This window comes from Anabaena sp. EIM26, assembly GCF_057568715.1.
In genome coordinates, this window is record NZ_CM172472.1 from 4758353 (window position 1) to 4774125 (window position 15773).

Annotated in this window: 12 protein-coding genes and 1 pseudogene; 10 read left to right on the forward strand and 3 right to left on the reverse strand. The window is 37.9% G+C overall.

Features of this window, described 5'->3' with window-relative positions; genetic code table 11:
- Positions 1-265: 265 nt before the first annotated feature.
- A complete protein-coding gene (locus AC012T_RS20595) occupies positions 266-766 on the forward strand; it encodes a hypothetical protein (RefSeq protein ID WP_487060579.1) in 501 nt (166 codons plus the stop codon).
- Positions 767-1002: 236 nt separating this feature from the next.
- The gene (locus tag AC012T_RS20600; protein ID WP_487060580.1) at positions 1003-1197 is read left to right on the forward strand and encodes a tetratricopeptide repeat protein; all 195 of its coding nucleotides are present in this window, start codon (positions 1003-1005) and stop codon (positions 1195-1197) included.
- A 117-nt stretch (positions 1198-1314) separates the two neighbouring features.
- Here AC012T_RS20600 and AC012T_RS20605 read toward each other — a convergent pair whose 3' ends face one another.
- The 3 genes from AC012T_RS20605 to rocD all read right to left on the reverse strand — a co-directional run bounded on the left by AC012T_RS20605 (position 1315) and on the right by rocD (position 4350).
- Positions 1315-1779 carry a hypothetical protein gene (locus AC012T_RS20605; protein WP_487060581.1) on the reverse strand — a complete coding sequence of 155 codons (465 nt, stop codon included), beginning with the start codon at positions 1777-1779 and terminating at the stop codon, positions 1315-1317.
- 79 nt (positions 1780-1858) lie between these two features.
- The gene (locus AC012T_RS20610) at positions 1859-2902 is read right to left on the reverse strand and encodes a 1,9-bis(guanidino)-5-aza-nonane synthase (protein ID WP_487060582.1); all 1044 of its coding nucleotides are present in this window, start codon (positions 2900-2902) and stop codon (positions 1859-1861) included.
- Positions 2903-3102: 200 nt separating this feature from the next.
- On the reverse strand, positions 3103-4350 hold the full coding sequence (gene rocD, locus AC012T_RS20615) for an ornithine--oxo-acid transaminase (RefSeq protein ID WP_487060583.1): 1248 nt from the start codon (positions 4348-4350) through the stop codon (positions 3103-3105).
- 652 nt (positions 4351-5002) lie between these two features.
- On the opposite strand from rocD, the gene AC012T_RS20620 reads away from it, so the two are divergent.
- The 8 genes and pseudogenes from AC012T_RS20620 (at position 5003) to AC012T_RS20655 (ending at position 15412) form a co-directional block, all read left to right on the forward strand.
- The gene (locus AC012T_RS20620; RefSeq protein ID WP_487060584.1) at positions 5003-5848 is read left to right on the forward strand and encodes an AMIN domain-containing protein; all 846 of its coding nucleotides are present in this window, start codon (positions 5003-5005) and stop codon (positions 5846-5848) included.
- 30 nt (positions 5849-5878) lie between these two features.
- On the forward strand, positions 5879-7351 hold the full coding sequence (locus AC012T_RS20625) for a TonB-dependent receptor (protein WP_487060585.1): 1473 nt from the start codon (positions 5879-5881) through the stop codon (positions 7349-7351).
- 48 nt (positions 7352-7399) lie between these two features.
- Positions 7400-8740, forward strand: coding sequence for a transposase (locus AC012T_RS20630; protein WP_487059178.1), 1341 nt, complete (start codon positions 7400-7402; stop codon positions 8738-8740).
- Positions 8741-8755: 15 nt separating this feature from the next.
- Positions 8756-8965, forward strand: a pseudogene (locus tag AC012T_RS20635) (hypothetical protein); the annotation flags it as partial.
- 553 nt (positions 8966-9518) lie between these two features.
- Positions 9519-11021 carry a dolichyl-phosphate-mannose--protein mannosyltransferase gene (locus AC012T_RS20640; RefSeq protein ID WP_487060586.1) on the forward strand — a complete coding sequence of 501 codons (1503 nt, stop codon included), beginning with the start codon at positions 9519-9521 and terminating at the stop codon, positions 11019-11021.
- Positions 11022-11471: 450 nt separating this feature from the next.
- Positions 11472-13769, forward strand: coding sequence for an ATP-binding protein (locus AC012T_RS20645; protein ID WP_487060587.1), 2298 nt, complete (start codon positions 11472-11474; stop codon positions 13767-13769).
- On the forward strand, positions 13723-14169 hold the full coding sequence (locus AC012T_RS20650) for a response regulator (RefSeq protein WP_438892549.1): 447 nt from the start codon (positions 13723-13725) through the stop codon (positions 14167-14169). The genes AC012T_RS20645 and AC012T_RS20650 overlap by 47 nt, the downstream gene beginning before the upstream one ends.
- A gap of 76 nt (positions 14170-14245) precedes the next feature.
- Positions 14246-15412 (forward strand): sensor histidine kinase, encoded by a 1167-nt coding sequence (locus tag AC012T_RS20655; protein ID WP_487060588.1) that lies wholly within the window; start codon positions 14246-14248, stop codon positions 15410-15412.
- Positions 15413-15773: the final 361 nt, after the last annotated feature.

A 15773-nucleotide genomic window follows, 5' to 3' on the forward strand; every position in this document is an offset into this window, starting at 1 on the left:
GATTTGTAGACAAATTGATTACTTATAGCAGAAAGCAATAGGCACTCTTACAAGAAAGAAACCCCTGCTATGATTAGGTCTTAAGGATCAACAATGTCTTAATCAAAAATGGCTACGGTCATATCAGCTAAGTCCGCTTGTCAATAGGGTTTGAGACGCGCTAATTCTGACAGTAGGTATCTGAAGATTATGTAATTCTACGTAAAAATGCAAGTAACAAAGTTATGTTATACTTGATCAGCAAAATTATTACTTTCATGTAACTATGTTCAAACACTCGAATTTGCTGTTAGCACTGATAGGGATTTTTTGCATATTTAATTACCCAGAAATGCAATCTACCCAAGCCCAAGTGCGAGCAAAACCTAAGCTAACTTACAAAGAGAAATTTGATCAATATACTAATTTTGTAGATGAAAACTGTGTGCGTCCACAAAAGCGTAGATTCGAGAGTCTGGAATATCAACTGTGTTCAATGGAAGATATTCACACGAGAGTTAGTATGGAAGGACCAGAGGGAGAAAATGGACCAACGGCTTACTTCTATGGTGGCAAGCTATTTGCGTTTAGAGATACTGGTAGTGGGCAAGTCTGGATGTTTGAAAAGGGAAAATTGATTGCGGAGGTGGAAGTGGGTGCTGTTAACCCAAAATACAATATAATCACGACTCAATTTAACCCTAAACAACGTAAGGAATATACCGATTGGGCGATGAAGTCTAGCCGAAATATGCTGAAGGTTTTTGGCTATAATTTGAATCTGTAAAAATAGTTTGTAAAAATGCTAAAAATACTCACTTCATAAACTATCTCAAATATCAAGTTTTTGGAGAAATGATGATACAAAAAACGTACAGATTGATCGTACCAAGCTGGTTAAGAATTTCCAGCATATTGGTGTTACTAAACATGGGTGTAAATCAAAAAGAGATCGCAAATACTACCTCACAGAATATATCTCCGGTAATAGTTTCTTAGGCTCAAACAACGGCTGAACAGTGGTTGAAGCGGGGAGATGAGAGGGACAATGCGAAAGATGCGATCGCAGATTTTAATCAAGCAATTAAACTAGAACCTGAGTCGGCAGTATCCTATTATAATCGAGGTCTTGCTCAACGTCGTTTAGGTCAAAAGCAAGCTGCTATTGGTGACTTTCAAAAAGCAGCAAAATTATATCAGGCAAGTAACAAGACATAGGACTTACGCATAAGGTACGGAATAAACGTATCCCTTACGGGACCGTCAGGCATACCACAGAGGCACAGAGATCACAGAGAAATGAGGGTTTGAGAGATATTTTGCGTAAGTCCTGTGCTATTCTTGCTTAATCCCAAATAGTTCTAAACTGCTCCGAGACTCTGCTAAAAAACGCTTTTCTATGGCGCGATATTCAGGTGATGATACATTTTTAATGGTATTATCTAAGTGCCAAGCTGCAACTAATTTTTGTTTGCGGAAACCATATCTATGAAAATCTTCAGCACTAACGTGAATTAATTGTCCATTTTTATATTTTAATACAGCAACATCCAAAGCACCATTTTCATTGCCATCAGATGCTTCAACACTTTGGATATATAAAGATATTGGTTTACCCTTAACTTGGCAAAGATCATATATAAAACTACCTTTTTTCCTTTTTTGTAGAGGGCAGTTTTTTGGCTCTACATCACCTTGGAAGTTTTTCTCCGTAACCAAGGATTTATTAGTGGCCAAAGAGGGCAAACTTAGAGACAAGAGCAAAGATGAAATTGTCAATAACCTAAGTAAATTAGTCATATTTTAATATCTAGGTTTTGTCTTAATTACAAATACATTATAGCTATTTTAGGGAGCTTTCTTTGCCCCCTAAAAATCTCTACACAGTTGCTACCTTGGGTTGAGGTTTAGTGAATAAATCAGCTAAATGATGTGGTTGGCGATCGCGCCAATTACCCTTATGATAGGCATATCCCGCAATCAACGGTAAAGCCACAGTTGCCTCTGCAAACACCATTTGTTCAGTAGCTTTATCTACCTTCCCCCAAGAATGGGCTTCTTTGAGAGTAGAACCAGATAAAGCCCCATCTCGTTCATCAGCAACGGTAACTTGAATTGTATACTTGTGCATACTCGTATCAAAGCCCAGCATTTCCGCAGCTACCACCGTATCCTGAGCAAAGTTTTTCGGCACACCACCACCAATCATCACCAAGCCAGTATAGTTTGAAGCTAGTTTACACTGAGTTAACTCCCGGAAGTCTCGCACCGAGTCAATGGTTAAATGAGAGTCTGGAGAATTCCATTGATGATGAACCAGTCCAAACCCAGCCGAACAGTCACTAAAAGCGGGGACAAAAATCGGGACTCGGTGTTGATAAGCAGCTTGTACTACAGACTGACCATAGTTACCTCTGCGTTCTATATAAGCCGCCATTTCCTCAATAAATTCCCGTGAAGAATAGGGACGATTATCTAAAGTCTCCGCAATTTCCGCAATGGTCATGTCACACACCCGTAACTGATCTTCATCAATATAGGTGTCATATATGCGGTCAATTCGTTGCTGTCTTAATATCTCATCATCTGCAAAAGGATCACCGACATAATGACGATAACCTAATGCTTCAAAGAAATCTTGATCAACAATATTAGCACCAGTAGATACAATTGCATCTACCATATTGTTAGTAATTAAATCGTGAACTATTCCCTTTAATCCAGCACTAAATAAAGAACCTGCTAAACATAGAATGATTGTACATTCTTTGTCTTGCAACATGGCATCATAAATTTTCGCCGCTCGTCCTAAATTTCTGGCTTGGAAAGCTGTTTTGCTCATAGCTTCCACTAAACCAACAACATCAAAATCTTTAATGTCAATTGGTTGCACAGTCTCTTGCAAAAGTTCTTCACGATTCATGGTAGATTTTCCCTAATTAAAGTTTAAAATTTTATTTCACGCAGAGGCGTAGAGTCACAGAAAGTAAGAGTTGAGAATTATTGATTTTTGAATTCAGCAACGCCTTTAATTCACTAACAGAATACCTGATTTTAACTACTGTTTAAGTTATGGAAATATTAAGGATAATTAAACAGTGGTCAAAAGGTATTTTTAAATAATTACAAAGTTGTCATTACCCGTAAAATTCTCTCCAAAGCCCAATCTATTTCAGCTTGAGAAATAACCAAAGGTGGAGCAAATCGGATGACATTATCTCTAGTTTCTTTAGCTAATAATTCCTCTTTCGCTAAGGCTTTACAAAAACGTCTCGCACCACCAGCTTCTGGGTGTAATTCCATGCCAATTAGTAAGCCTTTACCGCGAACTTCTTTAATATGTGAACTGGGAATTAATTGTAATTTTTCCATAAAATATTCTCCCAATTTAGCAGCTTTTCCTGGTAAATCTTCGTCAATAATGACATCAATGGCTGCGTTTCCAATCGCAGCAGCTAAAGGATTTCCCCCAAAGGTACTACCATGATCTCCTGGTTGAAATACACTCATAACTTCGTCGGTGGAAATAAAAGCAGAAATTGGATAAAATCCACCAGATAAAGCTTTTCCTAATGTGATACCATCTGGTTTGACGTTTTCATATTCATGGGCAAACATTTTCCCAGTTCTGCCTAATCCAGTTTGAATTTCATCAAAAATCAGTAATACATTATGTTGATGACAAATTTGTTCTGCTTGCTTCAAAAAACCATTGGGAGGAACAATAATACCACCTTCACCCTGAATTGGTTCTACTAAAAATGCAGCAGTATTAGGAGTAATTGCTTTTTCTAAAGCCTCAGCATCACCAAAAGGAATAACTTTAAATCCAGTTGTCAAAGGACCAAATCCATCTTGATATTGTTCTTCTGTGGAAAAACTAATTAGACTAATAGTGCGTCCAGAAAAGTTATTACTACAAACAATAATTTCAGCTTGATTTTCTGGAACACCTTTAACTTTATAAGCCCATTTACGAATGGCTTTGATAGCAGTTTCTACAGCTTCTGCACCGGAATTCATGGGTAATACTTTAGGTAAACCGGAAATCTGAGCCAGCTTTTGATACAATTCTCCCAATTTATCATTACGAAAAGCCCTAGAAGTTAGAGTAATTTTCTCAGCTTGTTTGATCATAGCCTCAAGAATTTTAGGATGACAATGACCTTGATTTAATGCTGAATAAGCAGAAAGACAATCGAGATATTTCTTACCTTCTATATCCCATACCCAAACTCCTTCTCCTTTGCTGATAACTACATCTAAAGGATGATAATTATCAGCACCATATTCCTGTTCTAGTTCAATATAATCCTGGGTATTCATAATATTGAAAGACGGAATTCCCAGAGTTACGTTTGCTGATGACATATTTGCTCCTAACAATTTTTAGCGATTACAATCAGATTTGAAAAACATGAAATATTAGCTATCGAATGTTTCATCCAACAGATATGAGCATGATATTTGGTTTATAATTCCTAATTTCAGAATAATATCAACAATGAGAGTAACAAAGTAACTCCCAAAATTAGCCCTATTATTTGATGTTGATGGATTTTTTTGTGAATATCTAAATAGCCATTTGCTTTTTTCCAGACAAACAACCTATGTAGCAAAATTTGCCTACTTTTTAGTGAAGAAACCCGGTTGCCCACTCTGTCTGAATAAAAAATGTTGCTGGCATAAAAACTAATAGTATAAACTGTGATGGTCTAATTATGACTCTGATTTTACTCGCACGTAGCACATAAAACATTAATTAAGCAAGTTTATTTGAACTTAATTTTATGTCAGATATTAAGCTATCACGAAAATTATAACTCTTCAATACCGGGTGGGGGCATATTAGAACATTTGGATTTAAAAGATGAGTCAAGACCAGGTAAATATCTTATTTGACAGCTTGTCTTTTGACAACCTGACTCTATGAAGTAAATAATCCTACCTGGAGACTTGGGACGTAATATCTCTAGTTATTTTTTGTGGAATGTGGGGGGAAGCTTTGAAGTTAAAATGGTGTGTGTCTATAAGTGTGGTAAGTACGATTTGTTTGCTGATAACTCAAAAAGCGAATGCAGAACCTGTTCTCAGCGGAGTTATTACAGATATTCCGCGACTAAATGATATTGAACATCCAAAAACGAGTATTCAAGATTGGTTAGCACAGGAATCTCCAACTCCTCAAGTTTTGCAAATTACTGGTGTGCGGCTGCAAAAGACAGAAATAGGTTTAGAAGTTGTTTTAGAAACTCCCTCTGGAGAATTATCCGCACCAAAAACTTTAATTGATGGTAATACTTTAATTGCAGATATACCCAATGCAGTCCTAGCTTTACCAGAGCAAAAAGAGTTTACAACCAAAAATCCAGCAGCGGGAATTACTGCAATTACGGTTACACAACAAGAAAATAACCAAGTCCGAGTTTTAGTAACTGGAATTGAAGACGCACCAACACTACAGATAAGTGCAAATAATGGCGGTTTAACTTTAAATATATCTGTCGCTACATCAGATCCAGATATAGAAATAACTGTCACCGCCCAAAAACGGACAGAAGACGCTCAGGATATACCACTTAGTCTCACTGTTATTCCGCGTCAGCAACTTGAAGATGGTCAAATTAGTTCTTTTTCTGGTATCGCCAATAACACACCCAACTTTACCTTTTCTTCATCTTCATCTGGTAGTGCCGAATACAACTACTACAGTATGCGTGGTTTAAGTAATTTCAATGCTTTTACTAACCAAGACACCGTAGCTTTTTATATTGATGATGTCCCATTTGATTATGGTGGCTTTTTAGACCTAAGTTTAATTGATTTAGAACGAGTCGAAGTCCTACGTGGTCCCCAAAGCACCCTTTAAGGGAGAAGCAGTCCGGCTGGGGTAGTAAATGTGATTTCCCGTCAACCAACTCAAACGCCGGAATTTGGAGTTTCAGCCAGTTATGGCAGCTACAACAGCCGGGAATTGCAACTTTCCCTCAGCGATGCGGTAATTCCTGATAAATTATCATTTCGACTAGCTGGTGCATACAACGCACGGGATGGATTTATTGATAATACGACATTAAATCGCACAGTTGGTGAAGTATCAAAAGTAGCAGGACGGGCGCAAATTCTGTGGACACCCACACCAGAATGGAGCGTGTCTTTCAATACTTATGCTAGTGGTAGTGATGGTGGTAATCCTACTTATAATCTTCGTAATGCGGATGACCCATTTAAGATCGATCAAAATGTGGACGGTTTTGCGCGGTTAAGCAGTAATACCCAAGCCTTGAAAATTGGCTATGATGGTGATAAATTTCGGGCTACGTCCATTACAGCACGGCGTTTTAACAATCAGTCCAATTTCCTGGGAGATAACTTTGCTGAACTTGATTTACTAAGGCAGATTATAGATATTAATTCCACCGTTTGGTCACAGGAATTTCGTCTCCAGTCACCAGAAAGTGCAGACCGTTTGCGTTGGTTACTTGGTGGATATTATGAAGGGCGTGATTTTAATGTTGTTAACGATACTATAGAAAGAACAGTAACCGCCGCTGCCATATTTGGTTTACCAGCAGGACGTAACCGTGTTTCCGCAGAACAATCTCGTAATACTTACGCTGTATTTGGTCAATTAGACTACAAATTAATTGAAGCGTTGACTTTATTTGCTGGTTTGCGTTATGAAGCTGCGGATAGCACCCTGAGCCGTCGCCGTGTCTTTGAAGTGGCTGGTGGTGGTGTTACCCCATTTGGTGCTGAATTAAAAGGAGCAGAAATTAGTAGCAGTGCAGTAATTCCGCGTTTTGGGTTGCAGTATCAAATCACCCCAAATTTAATGGCCTATGGGACAATTGCCCAAGGATATCGCCCTAGTGGACTCAATTACCGGGCTGACGACGACGCGACCCGCCAATATCGAGCAGAAACATCTTGGACTTATGAAGCGGGTTTAAAGTCTTCCTGGCTGGGTAACCGCTTGATGGCTAATTTATCGGTGTTTCGGACTAATGTAAATGACTATCAAGTTTTACTAACAGATAGTGATGGATTTTTCCGCGATATTGCGAATGCTGATGTTGATATCACGGGATTAGAATTTGAACTAAAAGCCCAACCTGTAAAGGGGCTAGATTTAATTGCTGGCGTGGGTTATGTAGATAGCAAATTTCAAAACTACAGCAATCCATTTACAGGCATAAATTATAGTAATAATCGCGTTCCTCTTGCACCAGAATTAACTTACAATTTGGCTATTCAGTACCGTAGTCCTAGTGGTATCTTTGCTCGTGGGGAATTACGCGGCTATGGGAAAAATTATTTTGATGATCAATACTGTAGCCAAAAAAAGAGTATAAAAAGAGGGCTGATGTAGTAGAGTTATAGTCTTCCACAACGACAACTCGAAAGCCACATACAGCCCATGTTTGACATACTAGCACTGTTGCAATGCCTACTACCAGAAATAAAAGTGACGACGATGCGGCAGTTAAGCCAGATCATCACGGCCATGTTAGCCATGAGCGGGCGAGTCACAATGTTGGGAATATCGCGTTGGACGCTTAGTGGTGGTAGTTATCGGACGGTAATCAGATTTTTTCGTACAGTCATACCGTGGACAACGGTGTTCTGGGTGTTTTTTCGGCGGCATTTGTTCTGCCCAAATGATGTTTATTTGTTGGCAGGAGACGAAGTAGTAATAAGCAAAGCCGGGAAAAAAACCTATGGATTAGATAGGTTCTTTTCCAGTCTAATAAGTAAACCAATATTGGGACTATCTTTCTTTACATTATCATTAGTAAGTGTTCAACAAAGACACTCATTTCCGATTCAGATAGAACAGGTAATAAAAAGCGATGTAGAAAAAAGTAGTGTCTCGCCAAGTCCAGAAGTAAAACCTCAAGAAAAACGTGGACGGGGACGACCAAAAGGAAGTAAAAACAAAAATAAAAAGGAGGTGACTTTTACACCTGAATTGCTAAGAATTAAGAAGATGATTAATGAGCTATTTAAGTTAATAGCTAACTTTATTCCCCTCACTTACTTGGTCGTAGATGGTCACTTTGGGAACAATAATGCTTTGCAGATGGCTAGGCAGGTAAAGTTACACATAATTTCCAAGTTACGTCACGATTCGGCATTATATATACCTTACCACAATCCTGACCCTAATCATCGTTCCCGTCGTAAATACGGAGAGAAGTTGGACTGGCGTAATATTCCTGGGGCATATTTGCGTCAAAGTAGTCTTGAAGAAGATATTAAAACTGATACTTATCAAGCTACTCTACTGCACAAAGAATTTGGCCAACCACTGAATGTAGTTATTTTGGTGAAAACCAATCTCAAAACTAATGCTCGCAGTCACGTAATTCTGTTTTCTAGTGACTTAACTTTATCATCTGAAAAAATAATTGACTACTATAAGTTGCGCTTCCAAATCGAATTTAATTTCCGAGATGCCAAACAGTTTTGGGGATTGGAAGATTTTATGAACAGAGGTCAAACTGCTGTGACTAATGCTGTTAATCTTTCTTTTTTTATGGTCAATTTGTCTCATTATCTTCTAGCTCAGTTTCGTGAAGATAATCCCGGTGCTGGCATTGTTGATCTTCAGGCTTATTGTCGGGGTTTTCGATATGTTCGGGAAATATTAAAAATGCTTCCGCAACAGCCTGAGCCTATTTTATTATCCCAGATTTTTGCCAAGCTTACCTCTCTTGGTCGTATTCACAATGCTTCTACAGCCGTTGAACCCTCGTAATTTGGCTACAGTATTGATGATGCAAATCAAATTAAGCAAGATCCGTTTGTGGTGGTGAATGCTCGCATTGGTTATGAATGGCAAAAATACGGTATTTACTTGTATGCCAATAATTTGTTTGACACTCGTTATATTACTTCTGGCTTCTTTTTCCCACCGCCTGATGTGACTGCTGGTTTTGGAGATCCAGTAATTTATGGTGTGCAACTCAGAGCGAATTTGTAATTAGCATTTTTGGCTTGGTAGGCATTAAACAAGAAATTTGATAGAATAATTTTGATTCTGGTAAAACTCAGGGTCAATTTTTTCTATGGATTTTTAACATACCCAGCCTGGACAAAACAGAATGCGTAAAATTCACAAGGATGTTAAAGAAAGTGTATTTTGTGGTTTAATCACAATATTTTGGAGACAAAAGTTGTAGAAAGTATTTATAAATGTATTTGAATGTTTAGCTAGATAATTGACTTGTAAGTAAAAATCTATTTCTCAAGCAAGTAAAGTTAAGATTTTCCACTGGATACAGTTTTAGTTTAATAGAAATATTTTCTAGGACTTACTCACTTTACAAACTGCACATCATATGTGTGAATGAAATTGCCTAGTTTCAGACTTTTGGAATCGTATATTAGTGCGGTGCGTCAGATAGAGACAATCTGTTAGATGCTCAATTATCGGGACTGACGCACCCTACAAAAGATAAAATTCATAATCCATATTTGATGGATTTTGTCAATGAATAAGTCCTATTTTCATAAATTCCTTTGATCAATAATCAATGACTAAAAAATGGTTTCGGACTGGCATGATAGTGATATTTATCCTGTCATTTATATTACGCTTTTGGGGTTTAGGGAGATTTAATACCCTCGTTTTTGATGAAATTTATTTTGCCCAATTTGGCAATAACTATCTTACCCAAACACCATTTTTTAATGCTCACCCACCGTTAAGTCAATATATAATTGGCTTTGGGATTTGGATTGGTAATCATATTCCCTTTTGGCAAAATACTGTAAATGGGTTGACTGGTTCTTTATTATCCCCGTGGAGTTATAGGTGGATAAATGCTTTGACTGGTTCATTTATTCCTGTAGTAGTTGTTTTACTAACTTATCAATTATGTTATCGGCGTGGCTTTGCTTTATTAGCTGGTTTATTTACAGCTTGTGACGGTTTATTTTTAGTAGAATCTCGCTATGCTTTGAATAATATATATATAGTTATCTTTGGTTTAATTGGGCAATGGTTTTTGTTATTAGCTTTGGAGAAGCAAAATAAACAACGTTGGTTGTGGTTGGCTTTAGCTGGTGTTGGATTTGGTGCTTCTATCGCTACAAAATGGAATGGTTTATGGTTTCTTTTCGGTGCTTATGGAATGTGGATAGCAGCTTGGATAATTAAATGGTTGCAATTTTTTTCCCCGTCACGCCATGTTTCTTTGTTTTCTTATTTGCGTCCTTTAATTACTCCAGCAAATTCTCAAATTAATCATGAAGTTACTATTCAAACACCATTACAAAACCTAATTCAGATAAATATTTTGCAGATGATATCCTGTCTGGGAATTATTCCCGCAGCAGTTTATAGTCTGATTTGGATTCCTCACTTGCAATTAGACACCAGGTATGGATTTATAGAAGTTCATCAGGAAATTCTGAAATTTCATTTGCAGTTAGGTGGTAACAATTCTAGTGTTCATCCTTATTGTGCTGCTTGGTACAAATGGCCGTTATTAACTCGACCAATGGCTTATTATTATCAAACAACTCAAAGTTTTAAAGATCCTCTACCTGTATTTGGCCCTCCCTTACCTGCTGGTGCTGGGAAAGTAATTTATGATGTCCACGCAATAGGTAATCCGTTTTTGTGGTGGTTTGGTGTTGCAGCCATGATATTTTTAATGGGAATGCTGTTTGTAAAAATGGTTTTACCAGGGATACAGCAAAAACGCGTCTTTGTTCCTAAAAATCTGGGTGTTGATACTTGGATTAGTTTATATATAGTTATTAATTATGCCGCTAATTTCTTACCTTGGGTGAAGGTCAATCGGTGTGTGTTTATCTACCATTATATGTGTGCGGTGGTTTTTACATTTATAGCGATCGCATGGTTTGTTGATCAATGTCTTCGTAGTTATCGCCGAGAACTGCGTATACTGGGTATTACCATCACTTTCGCTATCATAGCTGCTTTCGTGTTTTGGATGCCTATCTATTTGGGTTTACCGCTGTCTCAAGAAGATTATCACCTGCGGATGTGGTTTAGAAGTTGGATTTGAGTCACTCACTTAACTAAGTTATTTTATTGATTATTCGCTTCATATAAGTACATAAAAACTGCTTGGTTAATCACCTGTATTTTACATTTCTTATCTGTATTCAGAATAACTGACTGTTACACTGTAAGCAGTTGGCAAATTCGGGTAACTCTACCCAATGACAACTGAAACTTGACATGATATTGGCAGTAAAAAAAATTAACTTGATGGGGAATAGCAAATTTAAAAATAGCTAATATAGCTGCTTTTACTTCTTTCCCACTAGAATAATTTCTTGCCTAGACAGATAGGAAAATTATTACAGCTTAAGCATATTTCTGAAATAATCTGCGAGTTAATTTTCAAGCTAAGAGCGGTACATTTAGATAGAATACGAAACCTGACAGGTGAAAAATCTATCATTAATTCTGCTCTTGACGCACCTAGATATATATAAAGAGGGGAATCGACATGGATATAGCGTTACAAGTGCAGAATGTGAATGTTACCAGCTTGAAAGAAGCACCAATTCATGTTTCAAGTAAAATTCAACCTCATGGTATTTTGTTGGTTTTACAAGAACCGGAGTTGAAAATATTGCAAATTAGCAATAACACATTAAATGTTTTCGGAATTTCCCCCGAAAATATGTTGCAGAAAAAATTAGAAGATTTAGTTGATCCTTTTCAAATAGAGAGAATTAAATCTGGTTTAGCAGAAGAGAATTTAGATTTTATTAATCCTACTAAAATTTGGATTAGAAAAAAAGGTGACGAATATACTGTATTTGATGCTGTATTTCACCGGAATACGGAAGGATTTTTAATCCTGGAATTAGAACCTGCTATTTCTCAAGAAAATATTCCCTTTTTAAGCTTTTATCATTTAGCAAGAGCATCTATAAATCAACTAGAAACTACTAAAAATCTCCGAGAATTTGGTCAAATCATCGTCCAGGAAGTCCGCAAAGTGACGGGATTTGACAGAATAATGTTATATAAATTTGATGACGATGGACATGGTTCTGTGATCGCTGAAGAAAAAATAGAAAGTTTAGAACCTTACTTGGGTTTACACTTTCCAGAGTCAGATATTCCTAAACCTGCCAGAAAATTATTTATTTCCAATTCAATTAGATTAATCCCGGATGCTCATTCTCAACCTATAGAAATTTTTCCTGTTAATAATCCTGTAACTGAGCGTCCTGTTGATTTAACACAATCAAGTCTCAGAAGTGCGGCATCTTGCCATACGGAATATTTACATAATATGGGTGTTGGGGCTTCTTTGACTATCTCTTTGATTAAAGATCAAAAACTTTGGGGATTAATTGCTTGTCATCATCAAACACCCAAATATGTTTCTTATGAATTGCGGAAAGCTTGCGAATTCTTGGGAAGATTGATATTTTCGGAAATTTCCGCCAGAGAAGAAACAGAAGATTATGACTATCGGATGAATTTGACATCTATTCAATCACTATTAGTTGAATATATGTCCCAAGAGGATAACTTTATTGATGGCTTGGTAAAAAATCAGCCAAATATTCTAGATTTAACTGGTGCGAAAGGTGCAGCAGTATGCTTTGGGGGAAATTACACCTTGATTGGTGAAACGCCCAAAGAAGAAGACTTAAACTTTTTAGTTGAATGGCTCAAGAATAATGTCGATGATGAGGTATTTTATACAGATTCTCTTCCTAGTCTTTATCCAGATGCGGTAAGCTTCAAAAATGTCGCTAGTGGTTTGTTAGCTATTCCTATTTCTCAGCGGAATTATGTTTTGTGGTTCCGACCGGAAGTGATTCAAACTGTAAATTGGGGTGGTGATCCGAATAAGGCATTTGAAGTTAGTCAAGCACATGGGAATTTGCGTTTGTGTCCCCGGAAATCATTTGAATTGTGGAAAGAAACAGTCAGATTAACATCTTTACCCTGGAAATATGTAGAAATCAAAGCAGCATTGGAATTGCGGAAGGGAATTGTGAATATTGTCTTGCGTCAAGCTGATGAATTAGCTCAGTTAGCGCAAGATTTGGAACGTTCTAATGCGGAATTGAAAAAGTTTGCCTATGTCGCTTCCCATGATTTGCAAGAACCACTCAATCAAGTCGCCAATTATGTGCAGTTGTTAGAAATGCGCTATGAAGCCCAACTTGATGAGGATGCGAAGGAGTTTATTAACTATGCAGTAGAGGGAGTGAGCTTGATGCAGACGTTAATTGATGACGTATTAGCATACTCCAAGGTAGATAGCCAAGCGATCGCATTTCAAGTTACAGAAGTAGACACAGCCTTAGAACGCGCTCTGAGCAATTTACGCAAGCGTGTTTCCGAAACAGGTACTATTATTACCCATGACCCCTTACCTACCGTCATGGCTGACAGTACCCAGCTGATGCAGCTATTTCTGAACCTGATTGGTAACGCGATTAAATTCCGCAGTGAAGAAACGCCGCAAATCCATATAGGTGCAGAGAGACTAGAAGATGAATGGTTATTCTCAGTGCGCGATAATGGCATTGGCATAGATCCGCGATTTAGCGATCGCATTTTCATCATCTTTCAACGCCTGCACACAAGAGATGAATATCCAGGCACAGGTATGGGCTTGGCAATTTGTAAGAAAATTGTCGAATGTCATCGGGGGCGAATCTGGGTAGAGTCACAACTCGGACAGGGCGCAACCTTTTACTTTACCATTCCAGCCGGAGGACGTGAGCGTGAGCGCAGAAACGGAAGAAACACACAAAATAATCTTTTTAATTGAGGACAATAAAGCCGATATTCGCCTCATTCAAGAAGCATTAAAAACTAGCACACTACCCCATCGGGTAGTGACAGTTAGAGATGGCATAGATGCAATGGCTTATCTGCGTCAAGAAGGCGAATATGCTGATGCACTACGTCCCGACCTCATCTTGCTAGATTTGAACCTACCCAGAAAAGATGGAAGAGAGGTGTTAGCAGAAATTAAATCAGATCCCAAACTTAAACGCATTCCCGTAGTAGTCTTAACAACTTCTAAAAACGAAGATGACATTTTCCATAGTTATGACTTGCACGTAAACTGCTACATCACCAAATCTCGTAACCTCAGCCAACTATTTCAAATCGTCAAAGGGATTGAGGAATTTTGGTTTTCTACCGCTACGTTACCATTAGAGTAAGCTGGAAAAATAGGAGAAAAATTTATTGTTCAGGACTCAGAAATCAGCAATTAGAGGGGGATTAAAGCAGAAAATTATGGCTGCGAGCTACTCAGTGAAAATCTTGTTAATTGAGGACAACTTAGCCGAAGCTAGGTTGTTACAAGAGTTTCTCAAGCAAGCCCAATCTAAAAAATTTAGTTTAGTTCATGTTCAAAGATTACGGGATGCATTCGCAGAACTAAATCAGCAGACTTATGATGTGATTTTATTGGATCTTACCCTTCCAGATAGTCAAGGATTATCATCTTTACCGCTGTTGATAGATCAAGCTCCTAGTACACCAATTGTCGTTCTCACAAACACCAATGATGAAGAACTAGCTATTGAAGCAGTGCGACAGGGAGCGCAAGATTATTTAGTTAAAAGGCAGGTAAAGCCAGATATGTTAGTGCGATCAGTAGAATATGCGATCGCCCGAAAACAAGCTCTAGAACAACTACGAACAGTCAATCAAGCATTAGAATCGAGGGTTGAAGAAAGAACTGCTGAACTAGTAAAAGCTCAAGAACTTTATCAGTGCAAATCTGATTTTGTCTCCATGCTTTCCCATGACATCCGTAATCCACTCAATACAATTCTTTTAGCGGCTGGATTGCTACAAAACAGTGACGACAAATTAACGAAAGAGAAAAAAGTTAATCATTTGCGGATGATTCGCTCTGCCATCAAAAATATGGCACAGTTATTAGATGAAGTTACCTTTATTGGTAAAGCTGATTCAGGTAAATTACACAGTAATCTCAGTCGTCTAGATTTAGAAGCTTTTTGTCATCAAACCCTAGAAGAATTACATTTAACAGCTTTAGATAAACAAGTTACCATAGAATTCACCAGTTGTGGTGATTTTAAGGATACCCTGTGGGATGAAAGCTTATTACGGCACATTTTAGAAAATTTGCTCAGTAATGCCATTAAATATTCCCACCCTGGTAGCACAGTCAAATTTGAAGTCACAAGTCAAGATAACGTAGTCACTTTCCGGGTTCAAGATTGGGGCATTGGCATCGCCAAACATGACCAAAAACGGCTATTTCAGCCCTTTATTCGGGGCGAAAATGTCGGCAGTATTTCAGGAACAGGCATGGGTTTAGCGATCGCTAAAAAATGTGTTGAAGCGCATGGTGGTGAAATTTACGTTGATAGTCAGGTTGGTGTAGGGACAACATTTACGGTGAATTTGCCCATAATGAAACTGAAATAAATAGGGCTTGCTGAACGCGAAGAGCGTGCCGTTAGGCATATAAACCAAAAACCTAGATATATCAATAGTTACAGGCTGAAAAAGTAGAAGAAGGTGCAAGAAATAAGCGATGAAATCATCAAAAACCGTTCATTTACCCAGATTTGAGAATATTCTGATCTCCTTCTAATTCTTCGTCCTGACTCCTGACTCCTGACTCCTGACTCCTAGCCCTAACGGAAAGACTTTTTCAGCAAGTCCTAAATACACCATTTTTGAATAAAAACATTGCTGAGTGAGGAGTATGGCTTACGCCGCGCTATCACGAGTCTAATTTCTGGCTTAATTTTATCATTACCTGTATAATTACTGAGATATGAAT

Bases quoted from the DNA above. Each gene is read 5' to 3' on its own strand.
- AC012T_RS20595 (WP_487060579.1), top strand. From the start codon at position 266: ATGTTCAAACACTCGAATTTGCTGTTAGCACTGATAGGGATTTTTTGC.
- AC012T_RS20605 (WP_487060581.1), bottom strand. From the start codon at position 1,779: ATGACTAATTTACTTAGGTTATTGACAATTTCATCTTTGCTCTTGTCT.
- AC012T_RS20610 (WP_487060582.1), bottom strand. From the start codon at position 2,902: ATGAATCGTGAAGAACTTTTGCAAGAGACTGTGCAACCAATTGACATT.
- rocD (WP_487060583.1), bottom strand. From the start codon at position 4,350: ATGTCATCAGCAAACGTAACTCTGGGAATTCCGTCTTTCAATATTATG.
- AC012T_RS20630 (WP_487059178.1), top strand. From the start codon at position 7,400: ATGTTTGACATACTAGCACTGTTGCAATGCCTACTACCAGAAATAAAA.
- AC012T_RS20640 (WP_487060586.1), top strand. From the start codon at position 9,519: ATGACTAAAAAATGGTTTCGGACTGGCATGATAGTGATATTTATCCTG.
- AC012T_RS20645 (WP_487060587.1), top strand. From the start codon at position 11,472: ATGGATATAGCGTTACAAGTGCAGAATGTGAATGTTACCAGCTTGAAA.
- AC012T_RS20655 (WP_487060588.1), top strand. From the start codon at position 14,246: ATGGCTGCGAGCTACTCAGTGAAAATCTTGTTAATTGAGGACAACTTA.